Source organism: Nonomuraea salmonea, assembly GCF_042428605.1.
Classification (GTDB): Bacteria; Actinomycetota; Actinomycetes; order Streptosporangiales; family Streptosporangiaceae; genus Nonomuraea; species Nonomuraea salmonea.
In genome coordinates this window covers 706998-720407 of record NZ_JBHMCF010000029.1, presented here as the reverse complement: position 1 = coordinate 720407, position 13410 = coordinate 706998, and the positions used below count along the sequence as shown (strand labels likewise).

12 protein-coding genes, 1 tRNA gene and 1 pseudogene are annotated in these 13410 nt (G+C 73.2%); all 14 read left to right on the top strand.

The window, feature by feature from the left end; genetic code table 11:
• The first annotated feature begins 38 nt into the window (after positions 1–38).
• Positions 39–1676 carry a ribulokinase gene (gene araB, locus ACFFR3_RS27420; RefSeq protein WP_345409319.1) on the top strand — a complete coding sequence of 546 codons (1638 nt, stop codon included), beginning with the start codon at positions 39–41 and terminating at the stop codon, positions 1674–1676.
• On the top strand, positions 1673–2344 hold the full coding sequence (locus tag ACFFR3_RS27415) for an L-ribulose-5-phosphate 4-epimerase (protein WP_345387859.1): 672 nt from the start codon (positions 1673–1675) through the stop codon (positions 2342–2344). The genes araB and ACFFR3_RS27415 overlap by 4 nt, the downstream gene beginning before the upstream one ends.
• The gene (gene araA / locus ACFFR3_RS27410; RefSeq protein ID WP_345387856.1) at positions 2341–3801 is read left to right on the top strand and encodes an L-arabinose isomerase; all 1461 of its coding nucleotides are present in this window, start codon (positions 2341–2343) and stop codon (positions 3799–3801) included. Before ACFFR3_RS27415 ends, araA begins: the two co-directional genes overlap by 4 nt.
• 92 nt (positions 3802–3893) lie before the next feature.
• Positions 3894–5102: an FAD-binding protein gene (locus ACFFR3_RS27405; RefSeq protein ID WP_364363098.1), complete on the top strand. Its 1209-nt coding sequence runs from the start codon at positions 3894–3896 to the stop codon at positions 5100–5102.
• Positions 5103–5192: 90 nt separating this feature from the next.
• Positions 5193–5999: an LLM class flavin-dependent oxidoreductase gene (locus ACFFR3_RS27400; protein ID WP_379484070.1), complete on the top strand. Its 807-nt coding sequence runs from the start codon at positions 5193–5195 to the stop codon at positions 5997–5999.
• A 19-nt stretch (positions 6000–6018) separates the two neighbouring features.
• Positions 6019–6183: pseudogene (locus tag ACFFR3_RS27395) on the top strand (DUF3224 domain-containing protein); the annotation flags it as partial.
• A gap of 44 nt (positions 6184–6227) precedes the next feature.
• Positions 6228–7313, top strand: a complete 1086-nt coding sequence (locus ACFFR3_RS27390; protein ID WP_379484069.1) for a methyltransferase — start codon at positions 6228–6230, stop codon at positions 7311–7313.
• 67 nt (positions 7314–7380) lie between these two features.
• Positions 7381–8400 (top strand): type III polyketide synthase, encoded by a 1020-nt coding sequence (locus tag ACFFR3_RS27385; RefSeq protein ID WP_379484068.1) that lies wholly within the window; start codon positions 7381–7383, stop codon positions 8398–8400.
• Positions 8397–8900 carry an isoprenylcysteine carboxyl methyltransferase family protein gene (locus tag ACFFR3_RS27380; protein WP_345387844.1) on the top strand — a complete coding sequence of 168 codons (504 nt, stop codon included), beginning with the start codon at positions 8397–8399 and terminating at the stop codon, positions 8898–8900. The genes ACFFR3_RS27385 and ACFFR3_RS27380 overlap by 4 nt, the downstream gene beginning before the upstream one ends.
• Before the next feature lie 5 nt (positions 8901–8905).
• Positions 8906–9451, top strand: a complete 546-nt coding sequence (locus ACFFR3_RS27375) for a TIGR03086 family metal-binding protein (protein ID WP_345387842.1) — start codon at positions 8906–8908, stop codon at positions 9449–9451.
• Between the two features lie 120 nt (positions 9452–9571).
• A complete protein-coding gene (locus tag ACFFR3_RS27370; protein WP_345387840.1) occupies positions 9572–11053 on the top strand; it encodes a vWA domain-containing protein in 1482 nt (493 codons plus the stop codon).
• 89 nt (positions 11054–11142) lie between these two features.
• Positions 11143–11215, top strand: a tRNA-Ala gene (locus tag ACFFR3_RS27365).
• A 115-nt stretch (positions 11216–11330) separates the two neighbouring features.
• Positions 11331–11945, top strand: a complete 615-nt coding sequence (locus ACFFR3_RS27360; protein ID WP_345387838.1) for an acyl-CoA-like ligand-binding transcription factor — start codon at positions 11331–11333, stop codon at positions 11943–11945.
• Positions 11946–11954: 9 nt separating this feature from the next.
• Positions 11955–13403: an FAD-dependent monooxygenase gene (locus ACFFR3_RS27355; RefSeq protein WP_379484067.1), complete on the top strand. Its 1449-nt coding sequence runs from the start codon at positions 11955–11957 to the stop codon at positions 13401–13403.
• The last annotated feature ends 7 nt before the right edge of the window (positions 13404–13410 follow it).

The window sequence follows — 13410 nt, the reverse complement described above, 5'->3', positions numbered from 1 at the left end:
ATGATGGGGCATGCCCCCGGAAAACCCTGGAGTTCAATGTGAACGCTAACAAGTACGTCGTCGGAGTGGACTTCGGCACGCTCTCAGGGCGCGCCGTCGTCGTACGCGTGAGCGACGGCGCCGAGCTGGGCAGCGCCGTCCACGAGTACGCCCACCGCGTCATCGAGCAGACCCTGCCCGGCACCGACGTGCGCCTCGGCCCCGACTGGGCGCTGCAGTCGCCGCAGGACTGGATCGACGTCATCAAGATCGCGGTCCCGCAGGCCATCGCCGCGGCGGGCGTGCCGGCCGCCGACGTCATCGGCATCGGCACCGACTTCACCGCCTGCACCGTCCTGCCGACCACGGCCGACGGCACGCCGCTGTGCTTCGAGACTCCGGACGAGCCGCACGCCTGGCCCAAGCTGTGGAAGCACCACGCCGCCCAGCCGCACGCCGACCGCATCAACGAGCTGGCCGCGCGCCGCGGCGAGAGCTGGCTGCCCCGCTACGGCGGCAAGATCTCCTCCGAGTGGGAGTTCGCCAAGGCGCTGCAGCTGCTGGAGGAGGCCCCCGAGGTCTACGCCAGGACCGAGCGCTGGATCGAGGCCGCCGACTGGATCATCTGGCAGCTGACCGGCGTCGAGAGCCGCAACATCTGCACCGTCGGCTACAAGGGCGTCTTCCAGGACGGCGGCTACCCGTCACGGGAGTTCCTCGCCGAGCTGAACCCCGGCTTCGCCGACTTCACCGCCAAGCTCGCCACCGGGCAGGTCGGCGACGACGTGGGCGGCGTCACGCTGGCTCCGCTGGGCGGCCTGGCCGGCCGGCTGACCGCGCGCGCCGCCGAGTGGACCGGCCTCCCCGAGGGCGCCGCCGTGGCCGTCGGCAACGTGGACGCCCACGTCACCGCGGCCGCCGCCGACGCCGTGCGGCCCGGCCAGATGGTCGCCATCATGGGCACCTCCACCTGCCACATCATGCCCAGCGACCGGCTGGCCGAGGTGCCCGGCATGTGCGGCGTCGTCCAGGACGGCATCGTGCCGGGCCTGTGGGGCTACGAGGCCGGGCAGTCCGCGGTCGGCGACATCTTCGGCTGGTTCGTGGACTCCTTCGGGACCGAGGGCCACGACGAGCTCACCGCGCTCGCCGAGAAGCAGGCCGTCGGCCAGCACGGGCTGGTCGCGCTCGACTGGTTCGGCGGCAACCGCTCGGTGCTGGTCGACCACAACCTGTCCGGCGTGATCGTCGGCCAGACCCTGGCCACCCGGCCCGAGGACGTCTACCGGGCGCTCATCGAGTCCACGGCGTACGGCGCCAGGATGATCGTCGAGACGTTCGAGCGGTCCGGCGTGCCGGTCGAGGAGTTCGTGGTGGCCGGCGGGCTGCTCAAGAACCCCTTCCTCATGCAGGTCTACGCCGACGTGCTGCGCCGCCCGCTGTCGGTCATCGGCTCCGACCAGGGGCCCGCGCTCGGCTCGGCCATCCACGCCGCCGTCGCCGCCGGCGCCTACCCCTCCATCGAGGAGGCCGCCGCGGCGATGGGCAAGCGCGCCGAGCGGGCGTACGAGCCCGACCCGGCCCGCGCCGACGCCTACGACCGGCTCTACGCCGAATACCGCAGGCTGCACGACTTCTTCGCCGACGGACGGATGCTGCACACGCTGCGCGCGATCAGGAACGAGGCAAGCGCATGACCACCCCCGATCTGACCACCCTCCGCAGGACCGTCGCGGACCTGCACGCCGAGCTGGTCCGCTACGACCTCGTGGTGTGGACGGCCGGTAACGTGTCGGGCCGCGTCCCCGGCGAGGACCTGTTCGTCATCAAGCCGTCGGGGGTCTCCTACGACGAGCTGACGCCGGAGAACATGGTCGTCTGCGACCTCGACGGAAACCTGGTCGAGGGCGAGCACTCGCCGTCCAGCGACACCGCCGCGCACGCGTACGTCTACCGCAACATGCCGGACGTGGGCGGCGTCGTGCACACCCACTCCACGTACGCCTCGGCGTGGGCCGCCCGCGGCGAGGCGATCCCGTGCGTGCTGACCGCGATGGCCGACGAGTTCGGCGGCGAGATCCCGGTGGGGCCGTTCGCGCTCATCGGCGACGACTCGATCGGCCAGGGCATCGTCGAGACGCTCAAGGGCCACCGCTCCAAGGCGGTGCTGATGCAGAACCACGGGGTGTTCAGCATCGGCAAGGACGCCAAGGCCGCGGTGAAGGCCGCCGTGATGTGCGAGGACGTGGCGCGTACGGTGCACGTGGCCCGCCAGCTCGGCGACCCGCTGCCCATCGCGCAGGACGACATCGACCGCCTGTACGACCGCTATCAGAACGTCTACGGACAGAGGAGCCCGCGTTGAAGATCTGGTTTCTGACCGGCAGCCAGGGACTGTACGGCGAGGACACGCTGCGCCAGGTGGCCGAGCAGTCGCGGCGCATCGCCGAGCAGCTGCCCCTGCCGGTGGAGTGGAAGCCCGTCCTGACCGACGCGGCCGCCATCCGGCGCGTGATGCTGGAGGCCAACGCCGACGACGAGTGCGCCGGCGTGATCGCGTGGATGCACACGTTCTCCCCGGCCAAGATGTGGATCGCCGGGCTGGACGCGCTGCGCAAGCCGCTGCTGCACCTGCACACGCAGGCCAACGTCGAGCTGCCGTGGGCGACCATCGACATGGACTTCATGAACCTCAACCAGGCCGCGCACGGCGACCGGGAGTTCGGGTTCATCCAGACGCGGCTGGGCGTGCCGCGCAAGACCGTGGCGGGGCACGTCAGCGACCCGGCCGTGGGGCAGCGCGTCCTCGCCTGGCACCGGGCGGCGACGGGCCTGGCCGAGCTGCGCACGCTCAGGCTGGCGCGCTTCGGCGACAACATGCGCGACGTGGCGGTGACCGAGGGCGACAAGGTCGAGGCGCAGCTGCGCTTCGGCGTGTCGGTCAACACCTACGGGGTCAACGACCTGGTCGAGGCCGTGGACGCCGCCTCCGAGGCGGACGTGACGGCGCTGGTCAAGGAGTACGAGGAGCAGTACCGCGTCGCTCCCGAGCTGCTCGGCGACCGCAACGACTCGCTGCGTTACGCGGCCAGGATCGAGCTGGGCCTGCGCGGCTTCCTGGAGGCGGGCGGCTTCCGGGCGTTCACCACGAACTTCGAGGACCTCGGCGGCCTGCGTCAGCTCCCCGGCCTGGCCGTGCAGCGGCTGATGGCCGACGGCTACGGCTTCGGCGGCGAGGGCGACTGGAAGACCTCGGTGCTGCTGCGCACGCTGAAGGCGATGACCGGCGGCCAGGGCGGCACGTCCTTCATGGAGGACTACACCTACGACATGACGCCGGGCGAGGAGCTCATCCTCGGCGCCCACATGCTGGAGGTGTGCCCGTCGATCGCGTCCGGCACGCCGTCGTGCGAGATCCACCCGCTCGGCATCGGCGGCCGCGAGGACCCGGTGCGGCTGGTGTTCGACGCCGAGCCCGGCCCCGGCGTCGTGGTGGGCCTGGCCGACATGGGCGACAGGTTCCGGCTGGTGGCCAACGAGATCGACGTGGTGGCGCCGCCGCAGCCGCTGCCCAAGCTGCCGGTGGCGCGCGCCGTGTGGCGCCCGCGGCCGAACCTGCGCACCTCCACCGAGTCGTGGCTGACCGCCGGCGCCCCGCACCACACCGTGCTGTCGCAGGCGGTGGGCCGCGAGGAGCTGACGGACCTGGCCGAGATGCTGGGCGTGGAGCTGGTGATCATCGACGCCGGCACCACGACCGAGCGCTTCGCCAAGGAGCTGCGCTGGAACCAGGCGTACTACCGGCTGGCTCAGGGTCTCTGATCGTCCGCGAGTTCCCGCGCCGCGAGCGGCCGCGCGGGAACTCGCGGCACCCGCCGTGACCTGGTGGGAAGGGTTGTGGGAAGGTGAAGCGCGTGACGCTGACCAATTGGGCGGGAAACACCACATTCCACGCTAAAGAAGTCCATCATCCGACGTCCCTCGACGAGCTGCGGCGGCTCGTCGCGGGCAGCAGCAGCGTACGGGCGCTCGGCAGCGGCCACTCCTTCAACCACGTCGCCGACACCGCCGGTGACCTCGTGGTGCTGGACCGCATGCCCGAGCTCGTGGAGATCGACAGTGCCGCCGCCAAGGTGCGCGTCGGCGCCCGCACCACCTACGCCAGGCTCGCGCCGCTGCTGCACCAGGCCGGGTTCGCGCTGGCGAACATGGCCTCCCTGCCGCACATCTCCGTCGCGGGCTCGGTCGCGACCGGCACTCACGGCTCCGGCGTCACCCAGCCGGGCCTGGCCGCCGCCGTCTCCTCGATCGACCTGGTCACCGCCGACGGCTCCGCGCTGACGCTCTCGCGCGGCGACGCCGACTTCGCCGGCGCCGTGGTCTCGCTCGGCGCGCTCGGCGTCGTCACCTCGCTCACGCTCGACCTGGTGCCCGCCTTCGAGCTGCGCCAGTACGTCCGCGAGGGCCTGACCCAGGACGCGCTCGCCGACTTCGAGGCCATCATGGCGAGCGGCTACAGCGTGAGCCTGTTCACCGACTTCCGCGACACCCGCGTCTGGCTCAAGCGCGAGGACGAGCTGACCAGCCCCGACTGGTACGGCACCTCCCCCGCCGACGGCCCCCGCCACCCGCTGCCCACGATGCCGGCCGACACCTGCACCGGCCAGCTCGGCGTCCCCGGCCCCTGGTACGACCGGCTGCCGCACTTCCGCGCCGACTCCCCGCCCAGCGGCGCGGGCGACGAGCTGCAGTCGGAGCTGCTGCTGCCCAGGGAGCACGCGGTCAAGGCGCTGCGCGAGCTGTTCGCGATCGGCGAGCGCATCCGCCCGGCCCTGCAGATCTCCGAGATCCGCACGATCGCCGCCGACGACCTGTGGCTGAGCCCCTTCAACGGCCGCGACACCGTCGGCATCCACTTCACCTGGGTCAGGGACGTCGCCACCGTCATGCCCGTGCTGGAGCTGGTGGAGGAGACGCTGGCGCCGTTCGATCCGCGGCCGCACTGGGGCAAGCTGTTCACCCGGTTCCCCGAGTGCCCCGAGCGGTTCAGGTCGCTGGTGCACCGGCTCGACCCCGCCGGCAAGTTCGGCAACGCGTTCACCCGCGTACTGCTGGGGGAGTAGCGCGGCGGCGGGAGGTGCGCTCCCTGACGTAGCCGGTCGCGGGTCCCGGAGAGGATGTGCCGGGGCCCGCGCTCGGGCGATCGTGAGGGCATGACCGATCACCCGTTCAGGTTCGGCACAGTAGCCGGACGAGCTCCCGACGCCGGCGCGTGGACCGGCCTCGCCCGCCGGGCCGAGAGCCTGGGCTACGCCACCCTGCTGGCGCCCGACACGCTGGGGACGTTCTCGCCGTTCCCCGCCCTCGCCGCGGCGGCCGCGGCCACGACGACCCTGCGCGTCGGCACGTACGTGCTGAGCGTCGCCAACCGCACCCCGCGCGCGGTCGCGTGGGAGAGCGAGACCCTGCAGGCGCTCAGCGGCGGCCGGTTCGAGCTGGGACTCGGCGCCGGGCGGCCGGACGCCGAGCAGGACGCGGCGGCGCTCGGCCTGCCCTACGGCACGCCGGGCGAGCGCGTCGAGCGGCTCGCGCGGACCATCGACGCCGTGGAGGACGCCGTGGAGAACGTGCCGGAGAACGTGCCGATCCTGGTGGCCGCGTCCGGCACCAGGCTGCTGCGCCTGGCCGCGCGCAGGGCCGGCACGATCGCGCTCGGCGTGCCGGCGCAGCACACGGAGGAGCAGGTGGCGGCCAAGCTGGACGAGCTGTACGAACTGTCCGGCGACCGCTTCCACGACCTGGAGCTGGCCATGAACCTCGCCTACGCCGGCGAGCGGCCCCCCGATTGGGTCGTGAGCCGCTTCGGCGCGGGCGGCACCGGCGTTCTCGTCGGCACACCCCGGCAGATGGCCGACACGCTGCTGCGCCGCCGCGACGCGCTCGGCGTCTCGTACGTCACGGTGAACGCCCAGTTCACGGACGCCTTCGCCCCGGTCGTGGAACGCCTCGCCGGCACCTGACACACTCGGCGCCGGCGTCGTCACCATGCCGGTGACCGGCACGCCGGTCGAGGAGTCGCGCTCGTACGTGGCGATGGAACGCATCGAGGGCGCCCTGCACGGCCGGCCCGGCTCGTTCGTGGTGCAGCACGACGTCGTGAGCGACGCGGGCGCCCCGTCGCTGCGCTGCCGGGTTGAACGGTAAAACGGTGGCCGTGCGGGTGCCGCCCGTGAAACGGTCGAGATCTGATGATCCAGTGGACCGAGGCAGGACTCCGACGATCGGCGCCGTGGCGATCCGTGCTGGGCGCGCCGCCGCCCGCCCGGGTGGTGGTCGCCGATGACCGTACCAAGGCCGACACCGCGTACAAGCTGGCCTGTGAGGGCACCGCGCTGCTGTGGCAGGGCGACTTCCACAACGCGCGGCAGTTGCTGACGGCCATGGGGCGGCGGTGCAGGCCCGCCGCTCCCGGCAGCGGCTTCCACCGCCACCGCCAGGCCCAGTCGCAGCGCGCCCGCACGCTGGGCATGCTGCTCATCCCGTACGACGCCGACCACGTGGTGCCGCTGCGCCGCGCCCCCGACGTACGCGAGGCGTGCGCGGCGGTGCACGGCCCGCACGCGCCGCCCGCGGTGGGCCCGCTGCGCGAGCTGCTCGGCCTGATCGGCGCCCACGAGTGGCGGGTCAAGGGCGTGCACGTGCCCGCGCTCGACGCCCGCATCCACCCCCACCACGGCGTCTTCTCCCCGATCAGGGGCGAATACGTGGACCTGGTGGCCGAGGCGCCGCTGCCCGCCGACCGGCTGGCCTTCGACGTCGGCACCGGCACGGGCGTGCTGGCGGCCGTGCTGGCCAGGCGCGGGGTCCGCCGGGTGGTGGCCACCGACCTCGACGAGCGGGCCGTCGCCTGCGCCGCTGAGAACGTCGCGAGGCTGGGGCTGGCCGAGCGGGTCGAGGTGGTGCGGACCGACCTGTTCCCGCCGGGGCGGGCGCCGCTGGTCGTCTGCAATCCGCCGTGGCTGCCCGCCAAGCCGGTCTCGCCGCTCGACCACGCCGTCTACGACCCGGGTGGGCGCATGCTGCGCGGGTTCCTCGACGGGCTGGCCGAGCACCTGGAGCCCGAGGGGGAGGGCTGGCTCGTGCTTTCGGACCTGGCCGAGCACCTGGGGTTGCGCAGCAGGGCGGAACTGCTGGAGGCGTTCGAGCGGGCGGGGCTGCGGGTGGCCGGCCGGCTCGACGTGCCGCCCCGCCACTCCCGCTCTCGCGACCCCGGCGACCCGCTGCACGCCGCCCGCGCCGCCGAGGTGACCTCGCTCTGGCGGCTCACCCGCTGACGGCCGTGCCGACCTGGCAGGACGTGGCGGCATGTTAGGCGGGGCCTCTCCGCGGCAGGAGAGATATATGCATATTGCGGGAGTACAGACCGTTTTGCCCGAGCATCGCTACGGGCAAGCGGAGATCACCGAGGCGTTCTCCCGGCTGACCGACTGCGACGAGGAGCTGCTCCGCCGGTTCCACACGGCCACCGGCGTCGAGGGCCGCAACCTCGCCCTGCCCCTCGCCGACTACGCCAAGCTCGACTCCTTCGCGCGCGCCAACGACGCCTACGTCGAGCGCGCGCTCGACCTCGGCGAGCAGGCACTCGCCGGCGCCCTGCGCAAGGCCGACATCCCTCCTGAAAAGGTCGATCACCTGCTGTTCTGCTCGACCACCGGGGTGTCCACACCCTCGCTCGACGCCAAGCTCGCCCAGCGCATGGGACTGCGTCCCGACGTGAAACGCGTGCCTATCTTCGGGCTCGGCTGCGCGGCGGGCGCGTCCGGGCTGTCCCGCATGCACGACTATCTGCGCGGCTGGCCCGGCCACGTCGCCGTGCTGGTCTGCGTGGAGCTGTGCTCGCTGACCATCCAGCGCGACGACACCTCGATCGCGAACCTGGTCGCGAGTGGTCTCTTCGGCGACGGCGCCGCCGCCGTCGTCGCGACGGGGCGCGGGCCGGGGCCCGAGGTGGTCGCCACCCGCAGCCGCCTCTACCCCGACACCGAGCACCTCATGGGCTGGGACGTCGGCGACCACGGCTTCCGCATCGTCCTCGACGCCGACCTGACCGAATTCGTGGAGCAGGTGCTCGCCGCCGACATCAAGGCGTTCCTCGCCGACTACGGCCTGACCCCCGAGCAGGTCGCCACCTGGATCTGCCACCCCGGCGGCCCGAAGGTCATCGACAAGATCGTCCAGACGCTCGGCCTGCAGCCCAAGGCGCTCGACGTCACCTGGCGATCCCTGCGCGAGAACGGCAACCTCTCGTCGGTCTCCGTGCTCCACGTCCTCCAGGAGACCCGCGGCCGTCCAGGCACGCCCGCCGTGCTGATGGCGCTCGGACCCGGCTTCTCCGCCGAGTTGCTGCTGCTGCACTGGTGATCGCCTACCTCGTGCTGATCGGGCTGGTCGTCCTCGAACGGCTGGCCGAACTGGTCGTGGCCAAGCGCAACCTCGCCTGGGCCCGCGCGAAGGGCGGCGTCGAGTACGGCAGAGGGCACTACCCGTTCATCGTGCTGCTCCACGTGGCGCTGCTGGCCGCCGCGCCCGCCGAGGTGTGGCTGGCGCACCGGCCCTTCGTGCCCGCGCTCGGCTGGCCCATGCTGGCCGTCGTCGTCCTGGCCCAAGGGCTGCGCTGGTGGTGCATCCGCACGCTCGGGCGGCAGTGGAACACCCGCGTCGTCGTGGTGCCCGGGCTGCCGCTCGTGGACCGGGGGCCGTACCGGTTCTTTCCCCACCCCAACTACGTGGCCGTGGTCGCGGAGGGCATCGCGCTGCCCCTGGTGCACAGCGCCTGGGTGACCGCCCTGGCGTTCACGGCGGTGAACGCGCTGCTGCTCGCCGTGCGCGTCCGCGTGGAGAACCGCGCTCTGGCAAGCTGAACGCCATGAACGAACTGCTGATCATGATGCGCGAGGCCGCCGGACGTACCGCGGACCTCGTGGAGAGCCTGTCCGGCGACGAGCTCGCGCTGCCCACGCCCTGCTCCGACTACGACGTCAAGGGGCTGATCAACCACCTGGAGTGGGTCGCCGCCCTGTTCGAGTCGGCGGGGGCCGACGGCGGGTTCCCGCCGCAGAAGGAGTACACCGGCGACTTCCGCGCGCGGGCCGAGCGCATGCTGGCCGTCTGGGAGCGTCCCGGGACCTGGGAGGGCGTGAGCCAGGCCATGGGCGGGCTGCCCAAGCCGGTGCTGGCCAACATGGCGCTGACCGACCTCGTGGCGCACGGCTGGGACCTCGCCAGGGCCGCCGGCCGCGACTTCGAGGTGCCGGAGGCGACCGTGGAGGTGCTGCTGGAGTTCTCCGCGCGGCAGGCGCCCATCGGGCGCGAGCGTGGCGTGTTCGGGGCGGAGGTGCCGGTGCCCGGCGACGCTCCCGCGCTCGACCGGTTCCTGGGACTCATCGGACGGGACCCCGCCTGGAAGGCGTGAGCGCCTCACCGGTCCCACCCTTCACAGCGCATCACGTGATGATCGCGGTTTGTGCTCGCTTGCATCACCGACCCGGCCGGGACGAACGACATTTCGTCGTACGGCTCGGAGGTGTTGGAGATGAAATTTCGTCCTATGGCGGCGAGCATCGGCCTGATCGCGCTCCTCGGTCTGGCGGCCTGTGGCGGTGCCGGCGGCAACGCCACGAGCGCGGACAGGCCCGCCCCGGCCCGGCAGCCCGCCGTACCGGAATCGCAGCGCTCCGCCTCGCCCGCGCCCAGCGCGGGCGATGAAGACGAGGAGACCACGACAGCGCAGATCTCCACGTTCGCCCTCGACGTGGACACCGCCTCGTACGGCTACGCGCGCCGCGCCCTCCAGGAGGGCCGCTGGCCGGCGCCCGGCGAGATCCGGCCGGAGGAGTGGGTCAACGCCTTCCGGCAGGACTACGCGCAACCGCCGGACGACGGCTTCACCGTGCACGTCGACGGCGCCAGGCTGCCCGGCCGCGACGAGGCCGTGATGCGGGTGGGCCTGCAGACCCGCGCCTCCGACGCGGCCGCGCGCCGGCCCGCGAACCTCACGTTCGTCGTGGACGTGTCCGGCTCGATGGCCGAGCCCGGCCGGCTCGACCTCGTGAAGGCGGCCCTGCACAAGCTGCTCGACCAGCTCGCCCCCGGCGACCAGGTCTCCATCGTGTCCTTCAGCGACGGCGCCGACGTGCTGGCCACGATGACCCCGCTGACCGCCAGGGACGAGCTGCGCGCCGCCGTGGACGAGCTGGAGATCGGCGGCGGCACCAACCTGGAGGCCGGCCTGGTCGCCGGCTACCAGGAGGCGGCCAAGGCGTTCCGCCCCGCCGCCACCAACCGCGTCATCGTGCTCTCCGACGGCCTGGCCAACCAGGGCGACACGCGCTGGCAGTCGCTGCTCGACCAGGTCAAGGACTACGCGGGCAAGCAGGTCACGCTGCTCACGGTCGGCGTGGGCCGCGAGTACGGCGACGAGCTGATGGAGCAGCTCGCCGACAACGGCGACGGCATGGCCGTGTACGTCAGCACCCAGGAGGAGGCCGACAAGCTGTTCACCACGCAGCTGCCCGCCACCATCGAGCTGCGCGCCCGCGACGCCAAGGCCCAGGTCGTCTTCAACCCGTCGGTGGTCGAGCGGCACCGGCTGATCGGCTACGAGAACCGGGAGCTGGCGGCGGAGGACTTCCGCGACGACGCCCGCGACGGCGGCGAGATCGGCCCTGGCCACTCCGTCACCGCCCTGTACGCGCTCGAGCTCAAGCCCGGCGCCCGCGGCCAGCTCGCCCAGGCCACCGTGCGCTGGCAGGACCCCGACACCAGGGAGGCGTCCGAGGCGAGCGGGACGCTGCGCTCCGGCGACCTGGCCGAGGGTCTGTGGACGGACGCGCCGCCGCGGCTGCAGGTGGACGTGCTGGTGGCGGCGTTCGCGGTCTACCTGCGCGACAAGGAGGCGTTCGGCATGGACCTGCCGGAGCTCGCCGAGCAGGCGGGCCGCCTCGCGCCCGCGACCGAGGACCCGATGGTGTCCGAGCTGGCCACGCTCATCGAGAAGGCCAGGTCGGTCGCCTGACCCTTCCTGGGGCCCGCGCCTCGCGGCCCGGGCCCCGGAAAAGGCGTGCAGAGGGGGTCCCAAAGTCGGATACACTCGTACAGGCACGCGGGGCTATGGCGCAGTTGGTAGCGCGCCTCCATGGCATGGAGGAGGTCTGGGGTTCGAATCCCCATAGCTCCACAGTTCGCGACAAGGCCGCTCCCGGGGTTCGGGAGCGGCCTTCTTTCATGCCGAAAATAAGTTGCGTGTCCCGAAATCTTGCGGGTCGCGCAACTTCTTCCTATGCTGAGGCGCTGTGAGCGGACTCAGAGAGCGCAAGAAGCAGGCCACGCGCGAGGCGCTGATGGCGGCCGCGCTCCGCCTGGCGCTCGAACGCGGGCTGGACAACGTCCGGGTGGAGGACATCGCGGCCGAGGCCGGCGTCTCACCCAGGACGTACAACAACTACTTCTCCAGCAAGTACGAGGCGATCGCCGCCCGCCACGCCGACCGCGTCCGCGCGTCGGCCGAGGCGCTGCGCGCCCGCCCCGAGGGCGAGCCGCTGTGGGACGCCCTCATCGAGGTCATGATCCAGCCGTGGGCGCAGCACGCCGGCGACGGCGGTGAGCGCCCGCCGTCCCCCGAGCGCCTGGCCGCCACCCGGATGCTGGGCGGCGAGCCAGCGCTGCGGGCCGAGACGCTGCGGGCCGCGTTCGCCTCCGACGGCGAGCTGGTCGCGGCGATCGCCGAGCGCACCGGCACCCATCCCGACCGCGACCTCTACCCCTCCCTGGTCGCCGCCACCGTGACCGCCGCCCTGCAGGCCGGCGTCGCGCAGTGGCTGCGCGCCGACCCACCGGTCCCGCTGGTGCCGCTGCTGCGCACCTGCCTGCGCGAGCTGGCCGCGGGACTGCCCGGCCCCTCCGCGTAAGGAGCTCCCATGGACGTCGTCATCGCCGGTGCGGGACCCAACGGGCTGATGCTGGCCTGCGAGCTCGCCCTGGCCGGGGTACGCCCGGTCGTCGTCGAGCGCCGGCCGGAGCGCAGCCCAGAGCCCAAGGCCAACGGCATCGTCGGCCAGGTCGTGCGGCTGCTGCGGCTGCGCGGCCTGGCCCCGCAGGAGGCGCCGCTGCCGGCGTTCGTGTTCGGCGCGATGCCGCTCGACCTGTCCGGGCTCGACGACAACCCCCTGCACGGCATGGGCGTCAGGCAGCCCGAGCTGGAGGAACTGCTGGAGAAGCGGGCGGTCGAGCTCGGCGCGGAGATCAGGCGCGGCCACGAGCTGACCGGCCTCACCCAGGACGACCATGCCGTCACGGTGGCACTCACCGGCCCCGGCGGGCCCTACGAGCTGCGCACCCGCTACCTCGTCGGCTGCGACGGCGCCCACAGCACGGTCAGGAAGCTCGCCGGCATCGGCTTCCCCGGCGTGCACTCGGCCGGGGTGGTCAGCCGGACGGGGCACGTCAGCGTCCCCGGCGCGGAGATCCGGCCGGAGCGGGCCGAGATGGAGGTGCCGGGGCTCGGCACGTACGTGCTCTACACCTGGCACAGGACCGAGCGCGGCGCCTCCGCGATGCTGCCGGCCGGGCCCGGCACGCTGCTGGTCAGCGCCATGGAGTGGGACGACGCCGCGCCGGGCGACGACGTGCCCATGACCGTCGCCGAGCTGCGCGCCGCGCTGGCCCGGGTGCTCGGCGCCGAGCTGCCGCTGGCCGCGCCGCTCACCCCGGGCCCGCACGTGCTGCGGCGGCTGAACGGGCGCAACACCCGGGTCGCCGACCGCTACCGGGCCGGGCGGGTGTTCGTGGCAGGGGACGCCGCGCACGTCCACTCCGCCATGGGCGCTCCCGGGCTCAACCTCGGCCTCCAGGACGCCGCCAACCTCGCGTGGAAGCTCGCCGCCGTCGTCCAGGGGTGGGCGTCCGGCGGGTTGCTCGACACCTACGAGGCCGAGCGCCGGCCCGCCGCCGCCCGCGTCGCCATGCAGACCCAGGCCCAGCTCGCGCTGGCCGCGCCGGGCGCCGAGGTGACGGCGCTGCGCGAGGTGGTCGGCGAGTTGCTGGCCGACACCGGCGCGCGCCGCCGCGTCGCCGCCCTGCTGGCCGGGTCCGACCTGGCCTACCCGATGCCGGCACCCCCGCATCCGCTGCTCGGCCGGTTCCTGCCCGACCTGCCCGCCGATCCCGGCCGCCGCGCGCGGCCCGTGCTGCTCGACGCGACGGGCACGGCGCGCACCCGCCACGGCCGGGTGGACGTGCGGCCGAGCGACGGGCCCGACTCGGTGCTCGTGCGGCCCGACGGCTATGTGGCGTGGGCGGGCGTCCCCGACGGGACGCTGGACGAGGCGCTGCGGACCTGGTTCGGGGAGTCGCTCGAGGCGGCCTGAGCGCGCA